We start from the raw sequence: 22,862 nt of genomic DNA on the forward strand, positions 1-22,862 counted from the left end.
ACGTGCACAATCGCGAAGGCGCAGTAGGGGAGCAGAGCTGCAGACGCTCAAAATCCCTACCCTGCCTGTAGGACCTGTTGATTGCCTGGCCCGGAAGTCTGCCTCACTGCCCTGCAGCCTTTACCGCTTCATTTGTCACCACACATGAGCGGCATCGGCTGCGCCGCAAACCCCAACGGCTCACGGCGTCTGAAGTAGAGCGCCGTCAGCAATCCGACCATGCCCATGACCAGACAAAAGCCGACGCACACCCATGGGCTCCAGGGCATCAAGGCGATCAGCGCCAACGGCGTGGTGCTGGCCCACAGGGCGTACGCGACGTTGTAGGTGAAGGAGATGCCCGACACCCGGATCTCGGCCGGGAACAGCCCAACCATCACCGACGGCACCACCCCCACCACGCCACAGGACAGGCCAGCCAAGGCATAGGCCGCCCAGGTCTGCCCCCACTGCCCCACCAGGCTGGCGTACAAGGTGCCAATGCCCAAAGGCAGCAGCAGGCAGTAGAACATCAGCGCCCGCCAGGCGCCGATACGGTCCACCAGCAACCCCGCCAACACGCAGCCGATATTGAGGAAGACGATGCCCACGCTGCTCAGGGCGAAGGTGTGCCCGGCTGTCATGCCGAACCGTTGCTGCATCACGGTCGGGGTGATCACTACCAGTACCACCACCGCCGAGGTCAGCACACAGGTCAGCAGCGCGGCTGGAATCAAGGCCCGTCGGTGAGTGCCCAGCACCCGTCGCAGGGGGAAGGCCACCGGCTGCTCCTGCTGCGCCCGCAGGGCCAGGAACACCGGGGTTTCACTCAGCCAACGACGCAGCCAGACACCGATCACGCCAAACACGCCGCCAAGCAGGAAGGGATAGCGCCAGGCGTAGTCGAGGATCTCCTGGGGCGTGAACAATTGCGCCAGCAGGGTCGCGGTCAGCGCCCCGAGCAGGTAGCCGAAGGTCAGCCCGGCCTGCAGGAAGCCCAGCGCATAGCCGCGACGCCCAGGTGGCGCATGTTCGGCGACGAAGGTCCAGGCGCTGGGCACCTCGCCGCCGACCGCCGCCCCCTGCAAGATGCGCAAGGCCAGCAGGATCAGCGGCGCGGCGTAGCCGATGTCGGCGTAGGTCGGCATCACCCCGATCAGCAGGCACGGCAGCGCCATCATCAGGATACTCAGGCTGAACACCCGCTTGCGCCCCAGGTGGTCGGCGAAATGGGCCATGAGGATGCCACCCAGCGGCCTGGCCAGGTAGCCGGTGACGAAGATCCCGAAGCTCTGCAGCAGGCGCAGCCACTCCGGCATCTCAGGCGGGAAGAACAGCTGGCTGAGGGTCAGCGCGAAGAACACGAAAATGATGAAATCGTAGATTTCCAGGGCGCCACCCAGCGCGGCCAGTCCCAGGGTCCGGTGATCGCTACGGCTGAACCGTGGCGGGCGGGTGGTATCGATGGCAGTCATGGCAGCTTCCGCAACGAGGCAAAAGGCCAGAGGATAGCAAATTCACTGATCGCTCAGGGATTGCGGCAAAACACGGTCTGCGCAAGGTTGGTACGCCGCCGGGCATAACTGGACGCCCCCGCCAACCCCGGCGGCAAGGGCAGTTGCCCAACCAGCACCGGCATGTCGATGATCGCCATGAACGACTCCAGCGCCTCGCTGTCGGGCGCCTGGGGCAGGCTGATGCTGACGGCGTGGCGATCGCTCGGCGGTACGGCGGGCACTTTCAGGTGTGACGAGTGGTACAGCAGTGCGTGCTGGATCTGCGAACTGACCCTGCAGAAGCGCGCCAGGTCTACCCCAGCATGACTGGCCAGCTCTATGTTACCCACCAACAGGTTGAAGGGTTCCAGTGCGCTATGCACCAGGCGCTGCAGGTCGTCGAAACTCTCCACCGGGGCGATCCGGTAATAACCCAGCCCATTGAGCATTTTCTCCAGCTGCAGGCGCTGGCCGGGGTGCTCGTCGGCGATGAGGATGCGCATGGATTTGTTAGGCATCGTCCGGACCTGGGCAGTTGGGTGGTAACGGTAGCTCCATGACCATACTGCGCCGGCAACGGCAACGTCGGGCGCAATGCCTGAACGGGGGTCTTTATTGATAGTTGTCGTGATCCCGGGAGAAATCAAGTCGCCCACTCACGGAATTTTCACATCCGCAGGCGGCTCGCTCAGGACTCCCACTGGCGCATGCGCACACGGCAATGCTTCATGGCATTGACGATGTGCTTTTCCACCAGGCTGCGAGAAATACCCAGGCGCTCGGCGATCTGCTGGTGCGACAGGCCATCGAGCTTGCGCAGCAGGAAGCTGTCGCGGCAAGGCCCACTCAATTCATCCAGCGCCTGGCGCATCAGCGCCAGGCGCTGGTCGAGCTGCATGCTCTGGGTCAACGCCGGAGTATGCCAGCGCTCATCGTTGTCCAGAACCTCCAGCGGCTCGGCCTGACGCACCAGATGTCGACGGTGATGATCGACCACAAGATTCATGGCCGTACGATAGAGGTAGGCGCGCGGGTGCTCGATATGCTCGCCCTCCGTGCGCTCCAACACCCGGATGTAGGCATCGTGGGCGACGTCTTCGGCCGACTGGCGATTACCGAGTCGGGCGGACAGGAAGCTCACCAATTCGCGATAGTAATGTTCCACGACGGCACCTGGCGTCACCCTGCCCCAGCGTTGCGAGCCAAGGAAGAGGTCTGGATGATATCAGCGTGCGATCTTACAAATTATAATTATTCGCAGCAACACGCAGCCCCCTTCTCTGCGCTAAATCGTCATCGATATCATTCGTTTAACTGGGACCCCCGAGCGCACGCCCCATCGCGGCACTCGGCCACTACCTCCGGCTGGAAGCCCGCATGACACGCACATTCAATACCCGCCGCAGCGTGCTGATCGGCGCCCTGGGCCTGGCCGGTCTCGGCAGCCTGGTGGCCTGGCAGGTCCTGCCGCTCGGCGGCGCACCGGTCAGCACCGTGCCGGTGATCCGCGCCGACATCGAAAGCAGCGTCACCGCCTTGGGCACCCTGCAGCCGCGCCGCTATGTCGACGTGGGCGCCCAGGCCTCGGGGCAGATCCGCAAGCTGCATGTGGAACCCGGTGACGAAGTGCGCCAGGGCCAACTGCTGGTGGAGATCGACCCGTCCACGCAGCAGGCCAAGCTCGATGCCGGGCGCTACTCGATCGAAAACCTCAAGGCCCAGCTCGCCGAACAGCGGGCGCAGTACCTGCTCGCCCAGCAGCAGTACAAACGCCAGCAGGATCTGGCTGCGGCCGGCGCCAGCCGCCAGGAAGACCTGCAAACGGCAGCGGCGCAACTGAAGGTCACCCAGGCGCGCATCGACATGTACCAGGCGCAGATCCGCCAGGCCCAGGCCAGCCTGCGCAGCGACGAGGCGGAGCTGGGCTACACGCGGATCTACGCGCCCATGAGCGGCACCGTGGTGGCGGTGGACGCCCGCGAGGGCCAGACCCTCAACGCCCAGCAGCAGACACCGCTGATCCTGCGCATCGCCAAGCTCTCGCCAATGACCGTGTGGGCCCAGGTATCCGAAGCCGACATCGGCAAGGTCAAGCCGGGCATGACCGCCTACTTCAATACCCTGGCCGGCGGCAAGCGGCGCTGGACCAGCACCGTGCGGCAGATCCTGCCGGTACCGCCCAAGCCCCTGGACCAATCCAGCCAGGGCGGGGGCAGCCCGGCCAGCACCACGGCTGGCACCACGGGCACCAAGGTGGTCCAATACACCGTGCTGCTGGACGTGGATAACCCCGACGGCGCCCTGATGGCGGAGATGACCACCCAGGTGTTCTTCGTCGCCGGCCAGGCCAGCCAGGTGCTCAGCGTGCCATTGGCCGCGCTGGACGAGACCCCCGAAGAGGGCTTGCGCCTGGCCCAGGTGCTGAACGGCAAGGGCCAGGTCGAGGCGCGCCAGGTGCGCACCGGCTTGAGCGACCGCCTGCGGGTGCAGATCCTTGAGGGTTTGAACGAAGGCGAGCGCCTGGTCATCGGCCTTCCTGCCGCCAGTGGGGGTTGAGATGGCCACGCCCCTGATCCAGCTGTGCGACATCCGCAAGGTCTATGGCGGTGTCGATTCGCCCAGGGTCGAGGTGCTGCGCGGCATCAGCCTGAGCATCCACCCCGGCGAGTTCGTCGCCATCGTCGGCGCCTCGGGCTCCGGCAAGTCGACCCTGATGAACATCCTCGGCTGCCTCGACCGCCCCACCTCGGGCAGCTACCGCTTCGCAGGCCGGGACGTGGCCGAACTGGACAGCGACGAGCTGGCCTGGCTGCGCCGCGAAGCCTTTGGCTTCGTGTTCCAGGGTTACCACCTGATCCCCTCGGGCTCGGCCCAGGAGAACGTCGAGATGCCGGCCATCTACGCCGGCACCCCGCCCGCCGAACGCCATGCCCGCGCCCGCGCCCTGCTCGAACGCCTGGGGCTGGCCAGCCGCACCGGCAACCGTCCGCACCAGTTGTCCGGCGGCCAGCAACAGCGGGTGTCGATTGCCCGAGCGCTGATGAACGGCGGGCATATCATCCTCGCCGACGAACCCACCGGCGCCCTCGACAGCCACAGTGGCGCCGAGGTGATGACCCTGCTCGACGAGCTGGCCAGCCAGGGCCATGTGATCATCCTCATCACCCATGATCGCGAGGTCGCGGCCCGCGCCCAGCGGATCATCGAGGTGCGCGACGGCGAGGTGGTCGGTGACTCGGCCACCCCGTCATCGGCCGATGCCCCGCCCCGACAGGTGCAAGCCGACGACCTGCGCCAACGCCTGGACTTCGGCGCCACCCAGCGCGGCGCCTGGAAAGGCGAACTGGCAGAGTCCCTGCAGGCCGCCTGGCGGGTGATGTGGATCAACCGCTTCCGCACCGCCCTGACCCTGCTCGGCATCATCATCGGGGTGGCCTCGGTGGTGGTCATGCTGGCGGTCGGCGAAGGCAGCAAGCGCCAGGTCATGGCGCAGATGGCCGCCTTCGGCTCGAACATCCTCTACCTCAACGGCAAGCACTCCTCCGAGGAACTGACCGGTATCGTCACCCTCGATGATGTCGACGCCATCGGCGAACTGCCGCAGGTCAAGCGCGTCATGCCGGTGATCGGCGACAAGCTCATGGTGCGCCACGGCAACAAGGGCGAGCAGTTCTATGTCGGCGGCAACAACACCGGATTTCCCGAGATTTTCAACTGGCCGGTGGTCGAGGGCAGCTTCTACAGCGAGGCCGACGAAGCCAACGCCGCCGCCGTGGCCGTGGTCGGACAGAAGGTGCGCGAGAAGATGTTTGGCGCAGGGAGCAATCCGCTCGGCCAGTACCTGCTGATCGGCAACGTGCCGTTCCAGGTGATCGGCGTGCTCCAGGGCAAAGGCGCCAGCTCCGGCAGCGAGGACAGCGACGAGCGCGTGGTGGTGCCCTACTCCGCCGCCTCCATCCGCCTGTTCGGCAGCCGCGATCCGGAATACGTCACCATCGCCGCCCTGGATTCCGGCCGGGTCAAGGAAACCGAGCAGGCGATCGAGCGCCTGATGCTGCAGCGCCACCAGGGCAAGCACGACTTCGTCCTGACCAACGATGCCGCGCTGATCCAGGCCGAGGCCCGCACCCAGAACAGCCTGTCGCTGATGCTTGGGGCGATCGCCGCGATCTCGCTGCTGGTCGGCGGCATCGGCGTGATGAACATCATGCTCATGACGGTGCGCGAGCGCACCCGCGAAATCGGTATCCGCATGGCCACCGGCGCGCGCCAGCGCGACATCCTGCGCCAGTTCCTCACCGAAGCGGTGATGCTGTCGATGGTCGGCGGCGTGACCGGCATCGTCCTGGCCCTGGCCATCGGCGGCGGCCTGTTGCTGGCCGACATCGCCGTGGCCTTCGCCCTGCCCGCCATCCTCGGCGCCTTCGCCTGCGCCGTGATCACCGGCGTGGTCTTCGGTTTCATGCCGGCCCGCAAGGCCGCCCGCCTCGACCCGGTCAAGGCCCTTACCAGCGAATAGTTCATGACGATTCCCAGCCGTACCAGCCTGTTGACCCTGAGCCTTTGCCTGGCCGCCTGCAGCAGCCCGCCGCCACCGGCGGCGAACATCGACACGCCACCCGCCTGGCAGGGGCCGGCCACAGCCCAGCCCCTGCCTGACAGCCAGTGGTGGCGCGCCTTCGCCAGCACCGAGCTGGACCGGCTGGTCGAACGCGCCCGCCTCAACAGCCACGACCTGGCCGCCGCCGCGGCGCGGGTGCGCAAGGCCCAGGCCAGCGCCGTGATCGCCGGCGCGCCATTGCTGCCCGAGGTGCAGTTGGGCCTGAACGGCAGCCGCCAGCGCTTGCTGCGCGGCGAGGGCAACGACCAACTCGACGCCAGCAGCAACGAACGCACCAGTACCTCGTTCGGAACCCGCCTGAGCGCCAGCTACGAGATCGACTTCTGGGGCGGTCTGCGCGCCACCCGTGACAGCGCCCTGCGCAGCCTCGACGCCAGCCGCTTCGATCGCCAGACCGTGGAGCTGACCCTGGTCAGCGCCGTGGCCGACAGCTATCTGCGAGGCCTGGCTCTCGACGAGCAACTGCGCATCGCCCGCCTCAACCTGAGCAACGCCCGCGACGTGCTGGGCCTGGTCGAAGCCCGTGAACGCTCGGGCTCGGCCACCCGCCTGGAACTGGCCCAGCAGCGCAGCCTGGTGGCCGCCCAGGAGCGCCAGTTACCACTGCTCGAACAACGCCGTCAGGACAACCGCATCGTCCTTGCCACCTTGCTGGGCGATCCTGTGCAGGCGCTGCCCGCCACCGACGAAACCATCGGCAACGTGCAGTGGCCAGCCATCGGCAGCGGCGTGCCCAGCGAACTGCTCGGCCGCCGCCCGGACATCGCCGCCGCCGAGGCACGCCTGGCGGCGGCTAGCGCCAATATCCAGGTAGCTCGGGCGGCGATGCTGCCGCGTCTGATACTGGGCGCGGACCTGGGCAGTGGCGCCCGGACCGTGCCCAATATCTTCGACAGCCCCTACTACACCCTCACCGCCGGGCTCACCGCGCCGATCTTCAACAACGGTCGGCTGAGTGCCGCCCGGGACGCGGCCCGTGCCGAACAGCAGGAGTTGCTGGAGCTGTACCGCGCCAGCATCCTGGCCGGGTTCTCGGATGTGGAGAAAGCCCTGAACGCCATCGCCGGCGTGGAGCGCCAGCGCCGCTGGCAGGACCAGGAAGTGGAACAGGCGCGTATCGCCTTTGATTTGGCCCAGCAACGCTACACCGCCGGTGCCGAGACCCTGCTCACCGTACTCGAGACCCAGCGCACGCTGTACCTGGCCCAGGACCAGCAAGCGCAGCTGCGCCTGGAGCAGTTACGGGGAAGCGTGGCGTTGTACAAGGCACTGGGCGGAGGCTGGCAGGCGCCGCAGACGCTGTAGGAGCAGGCTTGTCCCGCAAAAGCGCCAGGCCAGAGAACTTCATTGTCTGGTCTGGCGCTTTCGCACGGAGCCTCAGGAAACGATGTTCTTCAACGAAAGGTGTCGCGCATACCAGGGCCGTTGCGGCACCTTGCGCAGCAGGTTGTCGAGCTTGTCCTCGTCACCGAAGGTGATGCGCAGGGCCAACTTCATGGTCTCCACGTCCATCTCCACCGACTTGCCCGGGCGCATGCCCGGCTGCGTGCTGCAGCCATGGGTATCCGGACCCAGCCAGGGATCATCGACCTCCACCCAGCGCCCGGGAGCGAACCAGGGCACGCCGTTGACTTCGAGGCGACGTACCTGACCGGGGTGATGGCGCTCATGGGCACGGAACCAGTCATCGATGCGATCGTCGATCCAGCCGTGGAACCCCCAGAAGACCGGATGCACATGAGAGGAAAACGGATCACCGAGGAAGTCGTTCTCAGGTTCGAACCAGCGCGCGGCGAAGTCCGCCTGGTCGCGGGCGAACGGCACCGGCGCGCCATTGTTGGGATCGCGCGGCACCGACGCCCAGCACATGTGCAGCCAATCGTGCAGGTTCATCTCCAGTTCCGAGCCGAAGGCGCCCAGGGTCAGTTTCGACAGGTACACCGGATCCTGGTACTGCGACTCCCACACCTGGAAGTTGCTGCAGTAGGTCTCGCCGGCCTTGATCGCTCCCACCCACTGGCCATAGGCGTCGTCGCCCGGCGCCTGCCAGCCTGGCGGCACGCAGTAGCCGTCGTGGTTGTCGAAGTAGCGGGCGAAACCTGCTCGATCGAATTCTACGCTGGGTTGCGGTAGCGGAAAGCGTTGCCAGGAAGGCAGGTCCTGCAGTGTGCGGGCATACATCAGCATGTGCCGGTGCATGAACAGGAAATCGATACCCGAACCATTGCGGTGCTTGCGCGGGCCGCGGGCATCACGCTCACGGTCGCGCGGCCCAGGTTGCCAGCCCAGGCCACGCAGTGCGTTCTGCTTGGTCTGCGGCAACTTGTGCCACTGGTCTCGGGTGGCATGCCAAAGCTGGTGGAACAGGCGATGCTCAGCGCCGACCACCCACTCGCGCATTTCGGGGGTATAGGGCAGACGCTCGCGGGCCTCGGGGAACAGACGCTTGACCGCGACGAAACGGCTGTCGGGCACCGGCAGGGTCAGCGGTCTATCCAGGCGTTGTACGCGGCCACTCAACGTGCCGCTACCGGCATTGGCGAACTCGGCCCAAACCTCGTCGAGACTCGCCACGCATTCATAACCCGGCCCGCCGTGCTGGTTGACCAGCCGCCAACGCACCTCGGTGCTGCTGGCACCGACCAGGTCACCGAGCACACGATAGGCCGGCTCGGCAGCACCGCGAAGACCCTCGCCGGTATCGACGAATCCGCGCAGGCCACGCCCCTTGGTGGCGACGTCGAGGAACATCTCGACGCCCTGTCGAGGCAGCCCGTCAAGTCCTCGTTCTGCACCGTCGAAGCGGATCTCCCACACACCGCGCAGCCGGTCGGCCAGGACCTGCCCGGCATAGTCGGCCAGTTCGACGCTGGCCTCGCCGGGCGTGACGATATCGTCTTCAGGGTCGTGGGTCAGCTGCTGGTGCGCGTAATAGGCCGCCGTGCCTGTGGCGCCCGCCGCTGCCAGGCCAGCGATGAATCCTCGTCGGGAAATTGTCATTGCGCCTCAATCCGTCTTCGCGTGCCGCGACTTCTATCCAAGCTAGGACGTAGATAGGCCGGGAAAATTTAGCCGTCTAATTAACCACCCGGCGCGCTCGTCTGTTGGTTATCTCCCGCTGACAGAGGCATACCCATGACCTCCCTGCACGATCGCCTGACCGAATCGGTCAAGGCCACGCCCTACCGGGTCTTCGACATTGATCTGAAGACCGTTGAACCCTTGAGCCCGTCACTGAGCCGCTTTGTCTTCACTGGCGAGGACGTGGCGCAGATGACCACCCTGGCCCCCGACCAGCGCGTCAAGCTGCTGTTTCCGACGCCCACAGGAGCACCGCCAAGCCTGCCCAAGCACGCGCAATGGCAACAGGCGCGGCGCGAGCTGGCGGCGCAGGACATGCCACCGATGCGCACCTACACCATCCGCGCCCTGCGCCGCGACGCCCTGGAGGTAGAGGTGGACTTTGTCCTGCATGGCGTCAATGGCCCGGCCTCGGCCTGGGCCACCCATGCCCGTCCGGGTGACCGCCTGCAGATGGTCGCACCCAACCTGGCCTATGCCGACGACCCCGGCGGCTACGAGTGGAAGCCGCCGCACAGTGTCCGGCGTATCTTGCTGATCGGTGACGAAACTGCCCTGCCGGCCATCGCCGGCATCCTCGAGCAGTTGGCCACGAACACGCCGGAACTGCAGGTGGAGGCCTTTATCGAAGTGCCGCTGGAAGCCGACTGCCTCGACCTGCGCCACAGCCCGGCCACCCGCCTGCACTGGCTGCCGCGTGACCTGCTGCGCAGCGAACATGGCCAGGGCATGCAGCACGCCGTGCGCGAACTGGCCAGCCTGCCGGCGGTGCGCGGCGCATCGACGGTCGAGCTGGAAGACGTGGATATCGACGAGCGCATCCTGTGGGAACAGGCCAGCGGCGAGCACGGCGACTTCCATGCCTGGATCGCCGGGGAGTCGGGGACCGTCATGGATATCCGCCGGCACCTGATCAAGGAGCGCGGACTGCCAAGGGAGAGCCTGACGCTGATGGGCTACTGGCGCGCCGGGCGCACCTTCGACTAATACCTGCATCCTGCAGGAGATCACCCAGCCCTTCGGCCAGGGCGATCTCCTGCAGGGAATTTCGCCTGGATTCGAACACTCAGCCAGCTGATACCGCCGCCGCGACGGCCTCGGCAAACCTTGCCGCCACCTCGTCGATCTGCTCGGCACTGATGATCAGCGGCGGCAGGAAGCGCACCACCGCACCATGGCGGCCGCCCAGCTCGAGGATCAGGCCACGGCGCAGGCATTCGCGCTGCACCTTCGGCGCCAGCTTGCGGCAGGCCGGCGGATGGCCTTGGACGTCGCGCTTGCCCGCCGGATCCACCAGTTCCACGCCCAGCATCAGGCCACGGCCACGGATATCGCCAAGCTGCGGATAGTCCTGCTGCAACCGTTGCAGGTGCCCGCGCAGACGCTGGCCCATGGCCTCGGCGTGCTCGCACAGGCGGTGCTCCACCAGGTACTTCATCACCGCCGAGCCCGCGGCCATGGCCATCTGGTTACCACGGAAGGTACCGGCATGGGCACCCGGCGACCACTGGTCGAGCCAGTCGCGATAGACCATCACGGCCAACGGCAGGCTGCCGCCAATAGCCTTGGACAGGGTGACCACGTCGGGCACGATGCCGGCGTGCTCGAAGGCGAACATCTTGCCGGTACGGGCGAAACCGCTCTGGATCTCGTCGACGATCAACGCCACCCCGGCCTGCTCGGTGATCCGGCGCAACCCGCGCAACCACTCGATATCGGCGGGGATCACCCCCCCCTCGCCCTGCACAACCTCAACGATCACTGCCGCCGGCAGCGCAACGCCGGCCTCCGGATCGCACAGCAGGTTTTCCAGGTAGTGCAGGTTGGCGCGCACGCCCGCCTCGCCGCCGAGGCCGAACGGGCAGCGGTAGTCATAGGGATAAGGCAGGAACTGCACGCCATTGTTCAGCAACGCGCCGAGCGGCTTTTTCGGCCCCAGGCTGCCCATCAGGCTCAGCGCGCCCTGGGTCATGCCATGGTAGGCCCCCTGGAAAGCCAGCACGGTGCTGCGCCCGGTGACCGTGCGCACCAGCTTGAGCGCAGCCTCGACCGCATCGGTACCGGTCGGGCCGCAGAACTGGATCTTCGCTTCCCGGCGCAGGCCCTCGGGCAGCAGGGCGAACAGGTCCTGGACGAACTGATCCTTGACCGGCGTGGTCAGGTCCAGGGTGTGCAGCGGCAGTTCGTCGGCCAGCACACGCTGGATCGCGTCGATCACCACCGGATGGTTGTGGCCCAGGGCCAGGGTGCCGGCACCTGCGAGGCAATCGATGAACTGGCGGCCCTCGACGTCCTCGACGTACAGGCCACGGGCGCGCTTGAGCGCCAGGGGGATGCGCCGGGGGTAGCTGCGGGCGTTGGATTCCTGCTGCTGCTGGCGCAGCAGCAAGGGCGAATCCTCGAATTCGTACAGGGCACGCGGCGCAGTGGCCGGCAGTACCTGGGCAAGACTGGAAGCGGTCGACATCGGAAAAACCCTCGCAAGCAAGCGAATGTGCCCGCCACGCGCCCTGTAACCGGATGTGTGTCGGGTTCTTATCGCTTGAAAAACGCTTCAGCGAGGTGCGGATTTAGCGGTTGTCATGGGATTTGTCGTAGATGTGCGGCCTTTGTCGCGGAGCAAGCCCGCTCCCACGGGCTCATGACCAAGCTGCTTGGGAGCGGGCTTGCCCCACGATGGGTACAGCGCCGAACTCAACTTCCTGAACGCGCCGGCACCTGCAGGCTCACCCGCAAACCATCGGCCCGGCTGTCGAACCGCAGGCTGCCAGCGCAGCGCTGGACGATGGCCTGGACGATCGCCAGCCCCAGCCCGCAACCTCCGCTCTGGCCGTTGCGCCAGAAACGTTCGGTCAGGTGTTCGAGATCTTCCTGGGCAATCCCCGGCCCATGATCGCGCACCAGGAAGTCCACCTGCCCGTCCTGCGCCTGTACCTCCAGCTCCACGGCGGCGTCGCCGCCATGGCGCAGGGCGTTGTCCAGCAAGTTGCGCAGCGCCGCCACCGCCAACGGCGCCGGCATGCTCAGGTAGACCTTGGCCGCCGCCTCGGGCAGGCGCAGGTGAATGCGCCGGTTGTCGCCGCCACCAGCGTCCTCGATGGCCTGTCGGGCAACCTGCTCGGCGCTGCACTGCACGCCATCGTCGAACGACAGGCTGCCCTCGACCCGCGCCAGCATCAGCAGTTGCTCCAGCGTGCGGTGCATGCGATCGGTACCCTGCTCGGCATGCTCCAACGCCTGCTCACGCATGGCACCGTCGGTCATGCGCGCCACCTGCAGATGGGTCTTGATGGCGGTCAGCGGGCTGCGCAGCTCATGGGCGGCGTCGTCAGTCAGACGGCGTTCGCGCTCGATGGTCTGGGCAATGCGCAGGAACAGCTGGTTCTGGGTATCGAGCAGCGGTTGCAGCTCGCTGGGCAGGCCGGCCACCTGCAACGGCTCGACGCTGTCGGCGCGGCGCCTGCGCAAGGCATCACGCATGCGATTGAGCGGCGCCAGCCCCTTGCCCAGGCCGATCCACAATAGCCCCAGGCTGCCCAGCAAGGCCATCAGCACAGGCGCCGAGGCCGCCAGCAGGATTGACTGGTTCAGCGCCTCGCGCTCCTGGTGGCGGTCGGCGGTGGTGATGCGCACATCGCCATGGTTGTAGGTGAAGGTACGCCAGGAGGCGCCATCGATGGTCTGGTCACGGAAGCCGCTGCGCTCGTCGTCCATGGCGCCGTCGTGCTTGTGGTTGCTGGCGAGGATCTCGCCGCGCAGCGAGCTCACCTGACAGGCCATGCCGTCCGGCACGCTGAACTGGTCGGCGGAAAAATGCGCATCCTGGCCCTTGGCAGTCAACGGTTGCGGCAACTGATCGATCAGCCCCGCGACCATGCGCGCCGACGCGACTAGCCGCTGGTCGAGGGAAAACATCATCTGCTGGCGCAGGTCGCGCAGCATCCAGGCCGCCGCCAGCGCCCAGATGACGATGAACACACTGCCGAGAATCAGTGAAAGGCGAACCCGCAGGCTCATGACACACGCTCCTCCGGCGCCTGGGCCGGCCCCAGACGGTAGCCAAGGCCGCGTACGGTCTCGACGATGCTGTTGCCCAGTTTGCGCCGCAGGTGGTGGATATGCACGTTCAGCGCGTTGCTTTCGACCTCGTCGCTAAAACCGTAGACGCAGTCCTTGAGTTGCTCGCTGGACAGCACGCGCCCCGGGTTCTGCAGCAATGCCTGCAGCAGCGCCTGCTCGCGGCGCGACAGGTCCACCGCCTGGCCGCCCAGGGTCGCCGCGCAACTGCTGGGGTCGTAGCGCAGCGGGCCGTGCTCGATGACGTTCACCGCCCGCCCGGCGACGCGGCGCAGCAGGGTATGCAGGCGAGCGGCCAGTTCGCGCAGGTCGAAGGGCTTGAGCAGGTAGTCGTCGGCGCCGGCCTGCAGGCCGTCGACCCGGTCGGTGACCGCGTCGCGGGCGGTGAGCACCAGCACTGGCAGGGTCTCGCCCTGCTGGCGCAGGCGGCGCAACAGCTTGAGGCCGTCCTCGTCGGGCAGGCCCAGGTCGAGGATCATCACATCAAACTTCGCGGTTCCGAGCATCTGCCGGGCCTGCGAGGCGCTGGCCACCCGGTCCACGGTCAGGCCCTGGGCCGAGAGGCCGGCGCAGATGCCGCTGGCGATCAGGTCATCGTCCTCGCAGAGCAGAACGTGCATATGGGGTCTCCTGGGTGGGGAAGCTGGCATTGCACAGGGTGGCGATTAAGGGGGGATTATGAACGGATTTGGAGGACTTCGTCGGGCTGATAGCATCGGGACAGACAAGGCTGTCGCCGATCCTAAGACCAACTTAACCTTCAGTTAATAACCCAAGGCCAGCATGGCCCTCTTCAAAGCTCTGCCAAGGCGTCGACATGCGTGTTCTCCTGCTCTTCCTGACATTCCTGCTCGCCGGCCCCCTCCAGGCCAACCCCTTTGCGGTCAAGCCGGACTTCCTGCCGGTCAACGAAGCCTTCGTCCTGACCCACGATCGCCTGGAAAACGGCCAGATGCGCCTGCATTTCCAGATCAAGGACGGTTACTACCTTTACCAAAAACGCCTGAAGTTCGACGGACTGCCCCCTGAGCAGCACCCCGTGCTGCCCCAGGCCGAGAACCACCACGACGAGTTCTTCGGCGACAGCGCAGTCTATCGCTCCGAGCTGGAACTGCTGCTGCCGGCCGGCGCCAGCGGTGAACTGCGCCTGGGCTGGCAAGGCTGCGCCGACGCTGGCCTGTGCTACCCGCCGCAGACCACGCCGATCGCTCTCGGCGGTAGCGCCACGCCAGTCGCCGCTGCCGATCAGGCCAGCGACCAGGCGCTGGCCGGTACCCTGCAACAGGACAGCCTGGCCTGGAGCCTGCTGGCGTTCTTCGGCTTGGGCCTGCTGCTGGCCTTCACCCCCTGCTCGCTGCCGATGCTGCCAATCCTTGCCGGGCTGGTCCTGGGCAACGGCGCCAGCGCCCGGCGCGGCTGGTGGCTGGCCGGTATCTATGTGCTGAGCATGGCGCTGGTCTACGCCGCCCTGGGCGTGATCGCCGCGCTGCTGGGCGCAAGCCTGCAGGCCTGGTTGCAACAGCCCTGGCTGCTGGGCAGCCTGGCCGGCCTGTTCGTGCTCCTGGCCCTGCCGATGTTCGGCGCCTTCGAACTGCAGTTGCCGGCCGCCCTGCGTGACCGCCTGGACCGAGCCGGACAAGGCACCCGTGGCGGCAACCTCTACGGTGCGGCATTGCTGGGCGCGTTGTCGGGCCTGCTGCTGGGACCTTGCATGACCGCGCCACTGGCCGGCGCGTTGTTGTTCATCGCCCAGAGCGGCGATGTGCTGCAAGGCGCGCTGGTGCTGTTCAGCCTCGGGCTGGGCATGGGCGTGCCATTGCTGTTGCTGGTCACCCTGGGCAACCGCTACCTGCCACGCCCGGGTGCCTGGATGAACCTGGTCAAGGGCTTGTTCGGCTTCGTGTTCCTGGCCATGGCTCTGTACACCGTGCGTGGCCTGCTGGCGGAAACGCTGGTGCTGGCCCTGGCCGGCGCCTGGCTGATCGCCCTGGGCTGGGCCGCCTGGCCGGCCCTGCAACGCCTGCCCGCCTTGCGCGCCATTCCTCTGCTCGGCGCCCTGTGGGGTGGCCTGCTGCTGGTGGGCGCCGCAGCCGGGGGCAACGACCTGTGGCAACCTCTGCAGCCCTTCGCCGGCAAGGGCACGGCAGCAGCCCCGGCCAACGCCCACGACGCCTTCGTCACCGTGAGCGCGCCGGCCGACCTGCAACGTGAGCTCGACGCCGCCAAGGCCCGTGGCCAGTGGGTGCTGGTGGACTACTATGCCGACTGGTGCGTGTCGTGCAAGGTCATGGAAAAGCAGGTGTTCGGCCGTGGCGATGTCCAGGCTAGCCTGGCCGGCATGCACCTGCTGCGCCTGGATGTGACCGCCGATTCCCCGGCCAGTCGCGAACTGCTGCAGCGCTTCCAGGTACCAGGCCCGCCCAGCCTGATCTGGATTGGCCCGGAAGGCGACGAGCGCCGTGCCCGACGCATCACCGGCGAGATCGACGCCACCGGTTTCCTGCAACACTGGGCCCAGACCAGGAGCCAAGGCTGATGCTGACCGTCACCCTCGGTCCACTGACCATGGCCCTTAACCACCTGCTGCTGCTCGCGGCGCTGGGCATCGCCAGCCTGGTCGGCTGGCGGGTGGCCAGGCACGGCGGCGAGAATCCGGAGTCGGCGCTGTTCAATTTGTTCCTGCTGGGATTGCTGTTCGCTCGCCTGGGCTTCGTCCTGGCCTACTGGCCGATGTACCGCGACGACCCGCTGCAGGTCATCGACATCCGCGACGGCGGCTTCCTGCTCTGGGGCGGCCTGCTGGGCATCGTCCTCGGCACCCTGTGGCAGGGCTGGCGGCGCCCCGGCCTGCGCCGGCCACTGGGCTGGGCGTTGTTCAGCGGCGCGCTGTTCTGGGGGCTGTCCAGCCTGGCCAGCCACCTGTACAGCAAGGGCACCGAGCTGCCGGACCTGAGCCTGCGCGACAGCCGCGGGCAGGTGGTGGCCCTGCACAGCTACCGCGGGCGACCGCTGGTGATCAACATCTGGGCCACCTGGTGCCCGCCCTGCCGGCGCGAAATGCCGGTATTGCAACAGGCCGAGGACGACTACCCCCACGTGACCTTCCTGTTCGTCAACCAGGGAGAAACCCCGGAAAACGTCAGCACCTTCATGGCCACAACCGGCCTGACCCTATCCCACGTACTGTTTGACGGCACTGGCGAACTGGCCCGCAAGGTCGGCTCCATGGCCCTGCCCACCACCCTGTTCTACAACGCCGAAGGGCGGCTGGTCGGCAGCCACTTGGGCGAGCTGTCGCGCGCCAGCCTGCGCCACGCCCTGGAACCCTTCGAACGCGCCGATGCGCCCGCCCCACAAGGAAACTGACATGCGATTGAATGCGCTGCTGCCCCTGACCTTCACCCTGCTCGCCGCGCCCCTGCTGCACGCCGAAGAGCTACCCAAGCCGATCCAGCAACTGCAGGCCAAGGGCGCCGTGATCAAGGGCAGCTTCGACGCCCCCAATGGCCTGCGCGGCTATGCCGCCGAGTACCACAACAACGGCATCGCCCTGTACCTGACGCCCGACGGCAAGCACGTGCTGGTGGGCAGCCTGTTCGACGAGCAGGGCAAGGACCTCAGTGCCGAGCCACTGGAAAAGCTGGTGTACGCACCGATGAGCAAGGCGGTCTGGGCGAAGATGGAAAAGACCGCCTGGATCCAGGACGGCAAGGTGGACGCACCCCGTACCGTCTACCTGTTCAGCGACCCCAACTGCCCCTATTGCAACATGTTCTGGCAGCAGGCCCGGCCCTGGGTCGAGTCGGGCAAGGTGCAGCTGCGCCACATCATGGTCGGCATCATCCGCGAGGACAGCCCGGGCAAGTCCGCCGCGCTGCTCGCCGCCAAGGACCCGGCCAAGGCCTTGCAGGAACACGAGAAGGCCGGCAAGGCCAGCACGCTCAAGGCGCTGGACAAGGTGCCGGAGACGGTTCAGAAGAGGCTCGAGGCGAATCTGGCGCTGATGGAAGAACTGGGCCTGGCCGCGACACCGGCGATCTTCTACCAGGATGAGCAAGGGCAGTTGCAGAGCCAGCAAGGGGCGCCGCGGCCGGAGATGCTGGGGAAGATACTCGGCAAGCGTTAAACGGCAATCTATCTGAAGGTGCAACGATAGCCTTTGGCGAATACCTCGACAGGGCTGTCGTAACCCACCAGCAGACAGCGCTTCAAGCCCAGCGACCCTGACGGGTCGCAAAGCGCTTTGCGTTCGCCTGGGCACTGTACGAAAAGTAATGCCATAAACACCGCCGCCAGCAAGCCATCCTGATCATTGCAGCAAAGCTTTCCGCCAGCTTGCAGCGGCGTGTACCCAGGCGGCGGTTCTCCTTCAGCCAACCAAATAGTCGTGGACAAGGAGATACGGTCGGCACACGGCCGGAGCCGTCCTTTACACGCTCATTGATACGCCCGCTTCACCCTCGACCTTGACCATGGCTCAAGCCATCAAGGTCTCGGAAAATAGAGTGTGTATACGCTGACAGAAATCTGATTTTTCGACACTGTCCGGCAACACCAATACATAGTAAAAAATTCGATTGAAGCGCAAATTGATATCGTACGGTTCGAAATCCGAATCACCTTCAAACTCGAATAGCGTAGCGATCCCGTTCAACGCTGCTGGCTTTGCCTCAACGCCGAAGCACCCCTCGCCCGTCGCCCCCAGATTGTAACCTTGCTCAAGGTGGGCCTTCAGCATCCCCTCATCTTTATAGAAAAGAATAAACTCCTCTCCCCGAATGCACTCCTGCTGTGACTGAAACCCCAGACGTGCTGCTTTTTCCGTCAATGCCGCGAGCCCTGCCTCCAGCGACGTATCGGTATAAAAGCCATACATGACACCCGACCAATCAGCCATTTCACTGTCTCCTATAGCTTGCATCCGGAAGCACCGTGACTGACATCAGCGCGAAGTCTTCTATTAGCGTCCCGGAGCTGAATATCTTCTTGTATATAGAGCCTTAGATAAGCATTCTGCCGATCCACTTTTTTAACTTTCCCGCTATCAACCTCAAATGAAACAAAATGGGTACTTTTCTCTTTGGTCAGCCCCATTTTACCTCTTACATTGGTGCTCTCCATTTCCTCAGGCGTTAGTGTCGTCACGTAGACACCTTTGGGCTTGCCTTGAATAGCGCCTCGCCCCCTGGCGCCGGGGTCACTTTGATTAATCACGCCTGTCCCCATGATTCCCTTATAACCTTCCTTGCTCGTGTAATGATAAACACGCACCACCTCCAAGCCTAACGGATCGATCCATGACAGAGGATTAGGCGCATATTGATAGAGGTTGATCCCGCCCCTCAAACCTAGCGGGTCTTGTTGGGTAAACCGCCCGATATCCGGGTCATAGAATCTGAATGTGTTGTAGTGCAGCCCAGTTTCCCGATCCAGGTACTGCCCCTGAAAACGCACATTCTGCCGGCTGACCTGCTCCGGCGCATGCCATTCCTCGCAGTTGTTGCCCCATACCTGGTACTGCCCCTGCCAGGCAGTTATCCCGTGTTCGTCGGTCAGTTGCTCTACCAGGCCGACCAGATTCGTATGAAAGTGGAAAACCTGCTCATGTCCAGGCAGCCCATCTACCCTGGCCAGTGGCTCATGGCCCGCCGCGTCTGCGTACAGATAGAGACTCGGTTTGCCGTCCTGAACTTCTCGCAACAGACGCAGGCCTTGCCACTGAAACTCGGTTCGGCTGACCGGCACGTCCAGCTCGTCACGGTAGACCCTTTTGTCGATGCGCCTGCCCAAGGGGTCGTAAGCAAACTCGATCCGTTCGCGAAGCGGCCCACGCCGCTGACGGATACAGACCAGCCGGTGCTCTGCATCGTACTCAAAACGCTGGAGCAGACGATTGCCGGAGCGTTTCTCCTCGAGCCGACCAAAGCGGTCGTAGCGATAGCGTCTGTCTTGGAACACCTTGACCCGGTTATGCCGTACCCGACCGTTGACCTGATATCCCTCTAGCAGGTTGCCGGCAAGGTCGTAGCCAAAGTGCTCGACCATCGGCTGTTGCTGAGGCAACTGGCGTGACGCGCCATGGATTCGTTCGGTGGGCCCATAGTCATAACCAATGCGCCCCTGGTAGCTGCCACGCCCACCGGCACCGGCCTGGAAACGACCGACCAGATGCTCAAGCTCGACCCCCAGCCCGCTACCAGCGCGCTGCGTCTGGGTCAGTACCTCGCCGACAAGGTTGTCTGTCGCATCGTACTCATAGTCCTTCTGCAGCAATGGCAAGCGGGTGGGCTCGCCATCCTGATATTCCACAGCCTTGCGCAGCAGGCGCCGCGTGCTGTCATAACGGGTTCTGGTAAGCAATGCGCCCTGGCTGCGCAAGACCTCGCCGTGTAGCGCATCGCGCTCGAAATCGCTGATCACCCGCCCATCGAGGTTGATCTGGTGCAGATGTCCGCTGCCGTAACACAGGTAGTTGATCCGGCGAGAGTCAGGCAGCGTCAAGGTCTGCAGGTTACCGAGGGGATCATAGGTGTAACCGAGTTGCCCTGGACCCTGACTTTCGCTCAGCAATCGCCCCATGGCGTCGTAGGTGAAGTCCAACTGCTGGACCTGACCATTACGGTGAGTGAAACGGATCGCCAGCAGATTGTCAGCAGCATCGTAGCGGTAGGTCGTCTCGCCATCGTCGGTCCGCCTGCACAACAGACGACCGACCGCATCGTGTTCATGGTAGTGAACCTGTGCAAACACTTCGGGCTCATCCGGGCTGCCCGGCAACACGGGCTCCGCTTCGCGGCATGGGTGCACGGTGCGTTGGGTGATCGCATCCAGGGCATCATAAAGCAGACTGAAACCGCCACCATCGAGGTTACGCTGACCAACCAACCGATCTAGTGCATCCCACTGGAAGCGATAGTGCTCGCCATTCTCGTTTTCCAACTGCTGCAAGCGGCCATAGGCATCCCAGTGCAACCGCACGGTGTGCCCCAGCGCATCAGTACGCTGCAGCAGTCGACCGCTGCCGTCATATTGCCATTGGGTCATGCGCTGTGCTGGGTCGACATGGCGGGCCAACTGCCCCGCTGCATCGATCTGGTAGTGCTCGACCCTGCCGTCAGCCAACTCGCGCTGCAACAGGCGACCACGGCTGTCGAAGCGATAGCGCGTGGTGCCACCCTCGGCGTTGCGCACCTCACTCAGGTGCCCGCGCCAATCGTAGCGATAGTGGGTCTGTTGAGCAGAGCAGTCACGCGCACAGATCAGTTGGCCGCGATCATTCCAATTGAACGAACGCTCCTTGCCTATGGCGTCGACACTACGCACCATACGCCCCTGACGATCGTGGTCGTAACGTGTCAGTTGCCCGAGTGGATCGACTTCGGACAACAGGTTGCCCCGAGCATCATAGGTATAACGACGCTCATGCCCTGCTCCATCGACGATGCGGGTGGGCAAGGCCCAATGTTCGGTGTAGCCGATGCTTTCACGACGCCCCAACGGGTCGGCAGTGGCAACCACGCGCCCGAGCGCATCGTAGCTATAGGACCACTCGCCACCTTGTGGATCGAGGGTGCGTCGCAACAGGCCATCGACATAGTCGTGCCGCCAGCGATATCCCAGCGCATCGATGTAGGTGTGTACCTCGTTCAGCGCGCCCCAGTGATAGTGTTCCTCACGCCCCAGGCCATCGATGACCTGGGTATGGCCCTGCTCCAGGTCATAGATGAAGCGATAGTCCTCGCCGTCGCTGCCCCAGTGCCGAACCACGCGCCATTCATGCTCAGGCTGTGGCTCCAACAGCGCAGGCATGGCGTAAGGCGTGCCATCCAGACTGCACGGTTGGCGCGCCGGCGGTGGCGTGAAGCAGGCCCACTCGTAGTACCGGGTAGCCCCCATGGGCAGCGTATGGCTGGCCAGCAACCCTTGGTCGGTGTAGGTAAACTGCCTCAGCAATTGCCCTTCGGCATCGGCGACAGCCTCCAATTGCCCTGCCGAGGTGTAGCGATACTGCACCAGGCATTCGCGCTGCTCGACGGCAAAGGCCCGGCCGGACCGCAAGGATAGTCTGTGGATCTCGGCTACCCGGCGCGGTTGCCCGTCGGCATAGCACAGTTCGATGAAGATCCGGGCCGAGCTGTCGCCGAGGAACTGCAATCGGCCGTGTTCATCGTAGAACAGCTCCAGGCAATTGAGGTTGCGATCACCGACCTTGACCAGGCGCGACCGCCGACTGTCCAGTGGATCGGTATGAAACACCCGGTACAAGCCGCTGTTGATGTCCTCGACGATGGTGAAGCCGTTGTCCTGATGAAAAAACGCCAGGCCATCGAGAATGCTGACAAAGGCACTGCCGACCTGCAGACGCCCGAGCTCCAGCCTGGCGCCCTCATCATCGACGTAGATCCACAACTCGCCCCCCTCAGGGTGCGCGACACGCTCCAGGCGCACTTCGTAGGGCACACTCCACCCCATGCCGAACAAGCCATCGCTACGCCGGTCGTTGCTGTCATAGCGCCGCGCCCAATTGATCGGGACCATCGCTGCGAGTGTGAAATCCACATCCTCGGGGCCGTCCTGGAATTTGCTGCCCATCGCTGGAGCCACCGGGTTGCCCACCCCGCAGCGGCGCCCCTTGAGCATGCCCCGGCGACTGATGAGCATCCCGGCAATCAGGCCAATGATCTTCGCCGCGGCGCTCTTGCCGTCTTGGATGTCGCGCACGGTGGTGGTGCCGCCACCGATGCGCACATTGGGCGAGTAGGTCATGCCGATCGGCCCGTCGCAGGTGGTCTTGTCTCCAACCCGCGCTGCCGGCTGACCATTGATGAACACCTTGTCCGAGCCCTGGGCAACGAACTGTTCGGGCATCGGTGGGTGCTTGCTGCAGACCGCCTTGTCCTCGGGCTTGGGAATCGATCCGGGCGCGGCCGGCGTGGTCACCGGCGGGTTGAAGATGCTGTTGATCTCCTGCGCCAGGCCGATCACCGGCAACACCATCGAGGCGCCGACCATGGCGTAGGCACCGATGTTTTCGAGGATCGACGGTTCATCGGCTGGGCCCGGCGCCTCGACCGGGCCACCACTCACTCCGGCGGCGCGCGCCGCGAAGATACCGTTGATGCGGGTGTTGTGCGAACCACTGCTGATCGAGCCGTACGGCTCGGGCGGAAACAGCGAATTGCCGACCCAGTTGCTGAAGTCGCTGATATGGTCGCCAATGCTCTTGTCTTCACCGGCCGGCAGCATGGCGGCGGCACTGACCATGACCCCGGCAATCAGCGGTGTGAGCACGGCGGCGGCGCCGCCGGTACCGACCACAGCGACCACCGCGCCACCGATGGCGGCGCCGACCGCGGCGACCGCCGCCGCATAGACGGCGGCCTCGACCAAGCCACTGACCAGCTCGGCCATCAGCGGGGGATGAAGAATGAGATCGCCCATACGGGCGGCATGCAGGCTATCGTCCATGAAACCAGTGAAATCCTTGCGCAGTGTGTGCAGCGTAGCACCGGCAAGTGTGAGGATTACAGGGTGGCCATGCGCCACTTCGGCGCATCAGCGCAGGGCTTGCCTGATCCTGTGGAAACAGGCAGGCCCTGCGCTGACGT

The 22,862-nt window shown here is 65.1% G+C and carries 16 protein-coding genes and 1 pseudogene; 7 read left to right on the forward strand and 10 right to left on the reverse strand.

Annotated features, from left to right (window positions below; translation table 11 throughout):
• Nucleotides 1–128: 128 nt before the first annotated feature.
• The 3 genes from K5H97_RS19795 to K5H97_RS19805 all read right to left on the reverse strand — a co-directional run bounded on the left by K5H97_RS19795 (nt 129) and on the right by K5H97_RS19805 (nt 2,640).
• The gene (locus K5H97_RS19795) at nt 129–1,454 is read right to left on the reverse strand and encodes an MFS transporter (protein ID WP_028692902.1); all 1,326 of its coding nucleotides are present in this window, start codon (nt 1,452–1,454) and stop codon (nt 129–131) included.
• A gap of 53 nt (nt 1,455–1,507) precedes the next feature.
• Complete coding sequence (locus K5H97_RS19800; RefSeq protein ID WP_028692901.1) at nt 1,508–1,993, reverse strand: hypothetical protein; 486 nt, start codon at nt 1,991–1,993, stop codon at nt 1,508–1,510.
• 170 nt (nt 1,994–2,163) lie between these two features.
• Complete coding sequence (locus K5H97_RS19805; protein ID WP_028692900.1) at nt 2,164–2,640, reverse strand: sigma-70 family RNA polymerase sigma factor; 477 nt, start codon at nt 2,638–2,640, stop codon at nt 2,164–2,166.
• A 212-nt stretch (nt 2,641–2,852) separates the two neighbouring features.
• Between K5H97_RS19805 and K5H97_RS19810 the strand changes: the two genes are divergently transcribed.
• Genes K5H97_RS19810 through K5H97_RS19820 form a run of 3 tightly spaced genes read left to right on the forward strand, consistent with a single transcriptional unit; the run spans nt 2,853 to nt 7,401 of the window.
• Nucleotides 2,853–4,031 carry an efflux RND transporter periplasmic adaptor subunit gene (locus K5H97_RS19810; protein WP_028692899.1) on the forward strand — a complete coding sequence of 393 codons (1,179 nt, stop codon included), beginning with the start codon at nt 2,853–2,855 and terminating at the stop codon, nt 4,029–4,031.
• A gap of 1 nt (nt 4,032) precedes the next feature.
• Nucleotides 4,033–5,994 (forward strand): MacB family efflux pump subunit, encoded by a 1,962-nt coding sequence (locus K5H97_RS19815; protein ID WP_028692898.1) that lies wholly within the window; start codon nt 4,033–4,035, stop codon nt 5,992–5,994.
• A gap of 3 nt (nt 5,995–5,997) precedes the next feature.
• The gene (locus K5H97_RS19820; protein ID WP_028692897.1) at nt 5,998–7,401 is read left to right on the forward strand and encodes an efflux transporter outer membrane subunit; all 1,404 of its coding nucleotides are present in this window, start codon (nt 5,998–6,000) and stop codon (nt 7,399–7,401) included.
• A gap of 72 nt (nt 7,402–7,473) precedes the next feature.
• Here the strand turns inward: K5H97_RS19820 and pvdP are convergent, their stop codons facing one another.
• Nucleotides 7,474–9,096, reverse strand: a complete 1,623-nt coding sequence (gene pvdP / locus K5H97_RS19825) for a pyoverdine maturation tyrosinase PvdP (RefSeq protein ID WP_028692896.1) — start codon at nt 9,094–9,096, stop codon at nt 7,474–7,476.
• A 135-nt stretch (nt 9,097–9,231) separates the two neighbouring features.
• Between pvdP and K5H97_RS19830 the strand changes: the two genes are divergently transcribed.
• Nucleotides 9,232–10,164, forward strand: coding sequence for a siderophore-interacting protein (locus tag K5H97_RS19830; RefSeq protein WP_036986832.1), 933 nt, complete (start codon nt 9,232–9,234; stop codon nt 10,162–10,164).
• Between the two features lie 79 nt (nt 10,165–10,243).
• Here K5H97_RS19830 and K5H97_RS19835 read toward each other — a convergent pair whose 3' ends face one another.
• The 3 genes from K5H97_RS19835 to K5H97_RS19845 all read right to left on the reverse strand — a co-directional run bounded on the left by K5H97_RS19835 (nt 10,244) and on the right by K5H97_RS19845 (nt 13,874).
• Nucleotides 10,244–11,644 (reverse strand): aspartate aminotransferase family protein, encoded by a 1,401-nt coding sequence (locus tag K5H97_RS19835; protein ID WP_028692894.1) that lies wholly within the window; start codon nt 11,642–11,644, stop codon nt 10,244–10,246.
• A 227-nt stretch (nt 11,645–11,871) separates the two neighbouring features.
• On the reverse strand, nt 11,872–13,194 hold the full coding sequence (locus K5H97_RS19840) for an ATP-binding protein (protein ID WP_028692893.1): 1,323 nt from the start codon (nt 13,192–13,194) through the stop codon (nt 11,872–11,874).
• The gene (locus K5H97_RS19845) at nt 13,191–13,874 is read right to left on the reverse strand and encodes a response regulator (protein ID WP_028692892.1); all 684 of its coding nucleotides are present in this window, start codon (nt 13,872–13,874) and stop codon (nt 13,191–13,193) included. Before K5H97_RS19845 ends, K5H97_RS19840 begins: the two co-directional genes overlap by 4 nt.
• 197 nt (nt 13,875–14,071) lie before the next feature.
• Here K5H97_RS19845 and dsbD point away from each other — a divergent pair, with 197 nt between their 5' ends.
• From dsbD to dsbG, 3 genes are read left to right on the forward strand one after another with little or no spacing between them, the layout of a single operon-like run.
• Nucleotides 14,072–15,790 (forward strand): protein-disulfide reductase DsbD, encoded by a 1,719-nt coding sequence (gene dsbD, locus K5H97_RS19850; RefSeq protein WP_028692891.1) that lies wholly within the window; start codon nt 14,072–14,074, stop codon nt 15,788–15,790.
• A complete protein-coding gene (locus K5H97_RS19855) occupies nt 15,790–16,620 on the forward strand; it encodes a TlpA family protein disulfide reductase (protein ID WP_028692890.1) in 831 nt (276 codons plus the stop codon). The genes dsbD and K5H97_RS19855 overlap by 1 nt, the downstream gene beginning before the upstream one ends.
• Before the next feature lies 1 nt (nt 16,621).
• The gene (dsbG, locus tag K5H97_RS19860) at nt 16,622–17,380 is read left to right on the forward strand and encodes a thiol:disulfide interchange protein DsbG (protein WP_028692889.1); all 759 of its coding nucleotides are present in this window, start codon (nt 16,622–16,624) and stop codon (nt 17,378–17,380) included.
• An 82-nt stretch (nt 17,381–17,462) separates the two neighbouring features.
• On the opposite strand, the pseudogene K5H97_RS19865 reads toward dsbG, so the two are convergent.
• The 3 genes and pseudogenes from K5H97_RS19865 to K5H97_RS19875 all read right to left on the reverse strand — a co-directional run.
• A pseudogene (locus tag K5H97_RS19865) lies at nt 17,463–17,642 on the reverse strand (hypothetical protein); the annotation flags it as partial.
• Between the two features lie 89 nt (nt 17,643–17,731).
• On the reverse strand, nt 17,732–18,151 hold the full coding sequence (locus tag K5H97_RS19870) for a hypothetical protein (RefSeq protein WP_028692888.1): 420 nt from the start codon (nt 18,149–18,151) through the stop codon (nt 17,732–17,734).
• A gap of 11 nt (nt 18,152–18,162) precedes the next feature.
• Complete coding sequence (locus tag K5H97_RS19875) at nt 18,163–22,722, reverse strand: RHS repeat-associated core domain-containing protein (RefSeq protein ID WP_155952734.1); 4,560 nt, start codon at nt 22,720–22,722, stop codon at nt 18,163–18,165.
• Nucleotides 22,723–22,862 lie beyond the last annotated feature (140 nt).

It is taken from the genome of Pseudomonas mosselii, assembly GCF_019823065.1.
Taxonomy (GTDB): domain Bacteria; phylum Pseudomonadota; class Gammaproteobacteria; order Pseudomonadales; family Pseudomonadaceae; genus Aquipseudomonas; species Aquipseudomonas mosselii.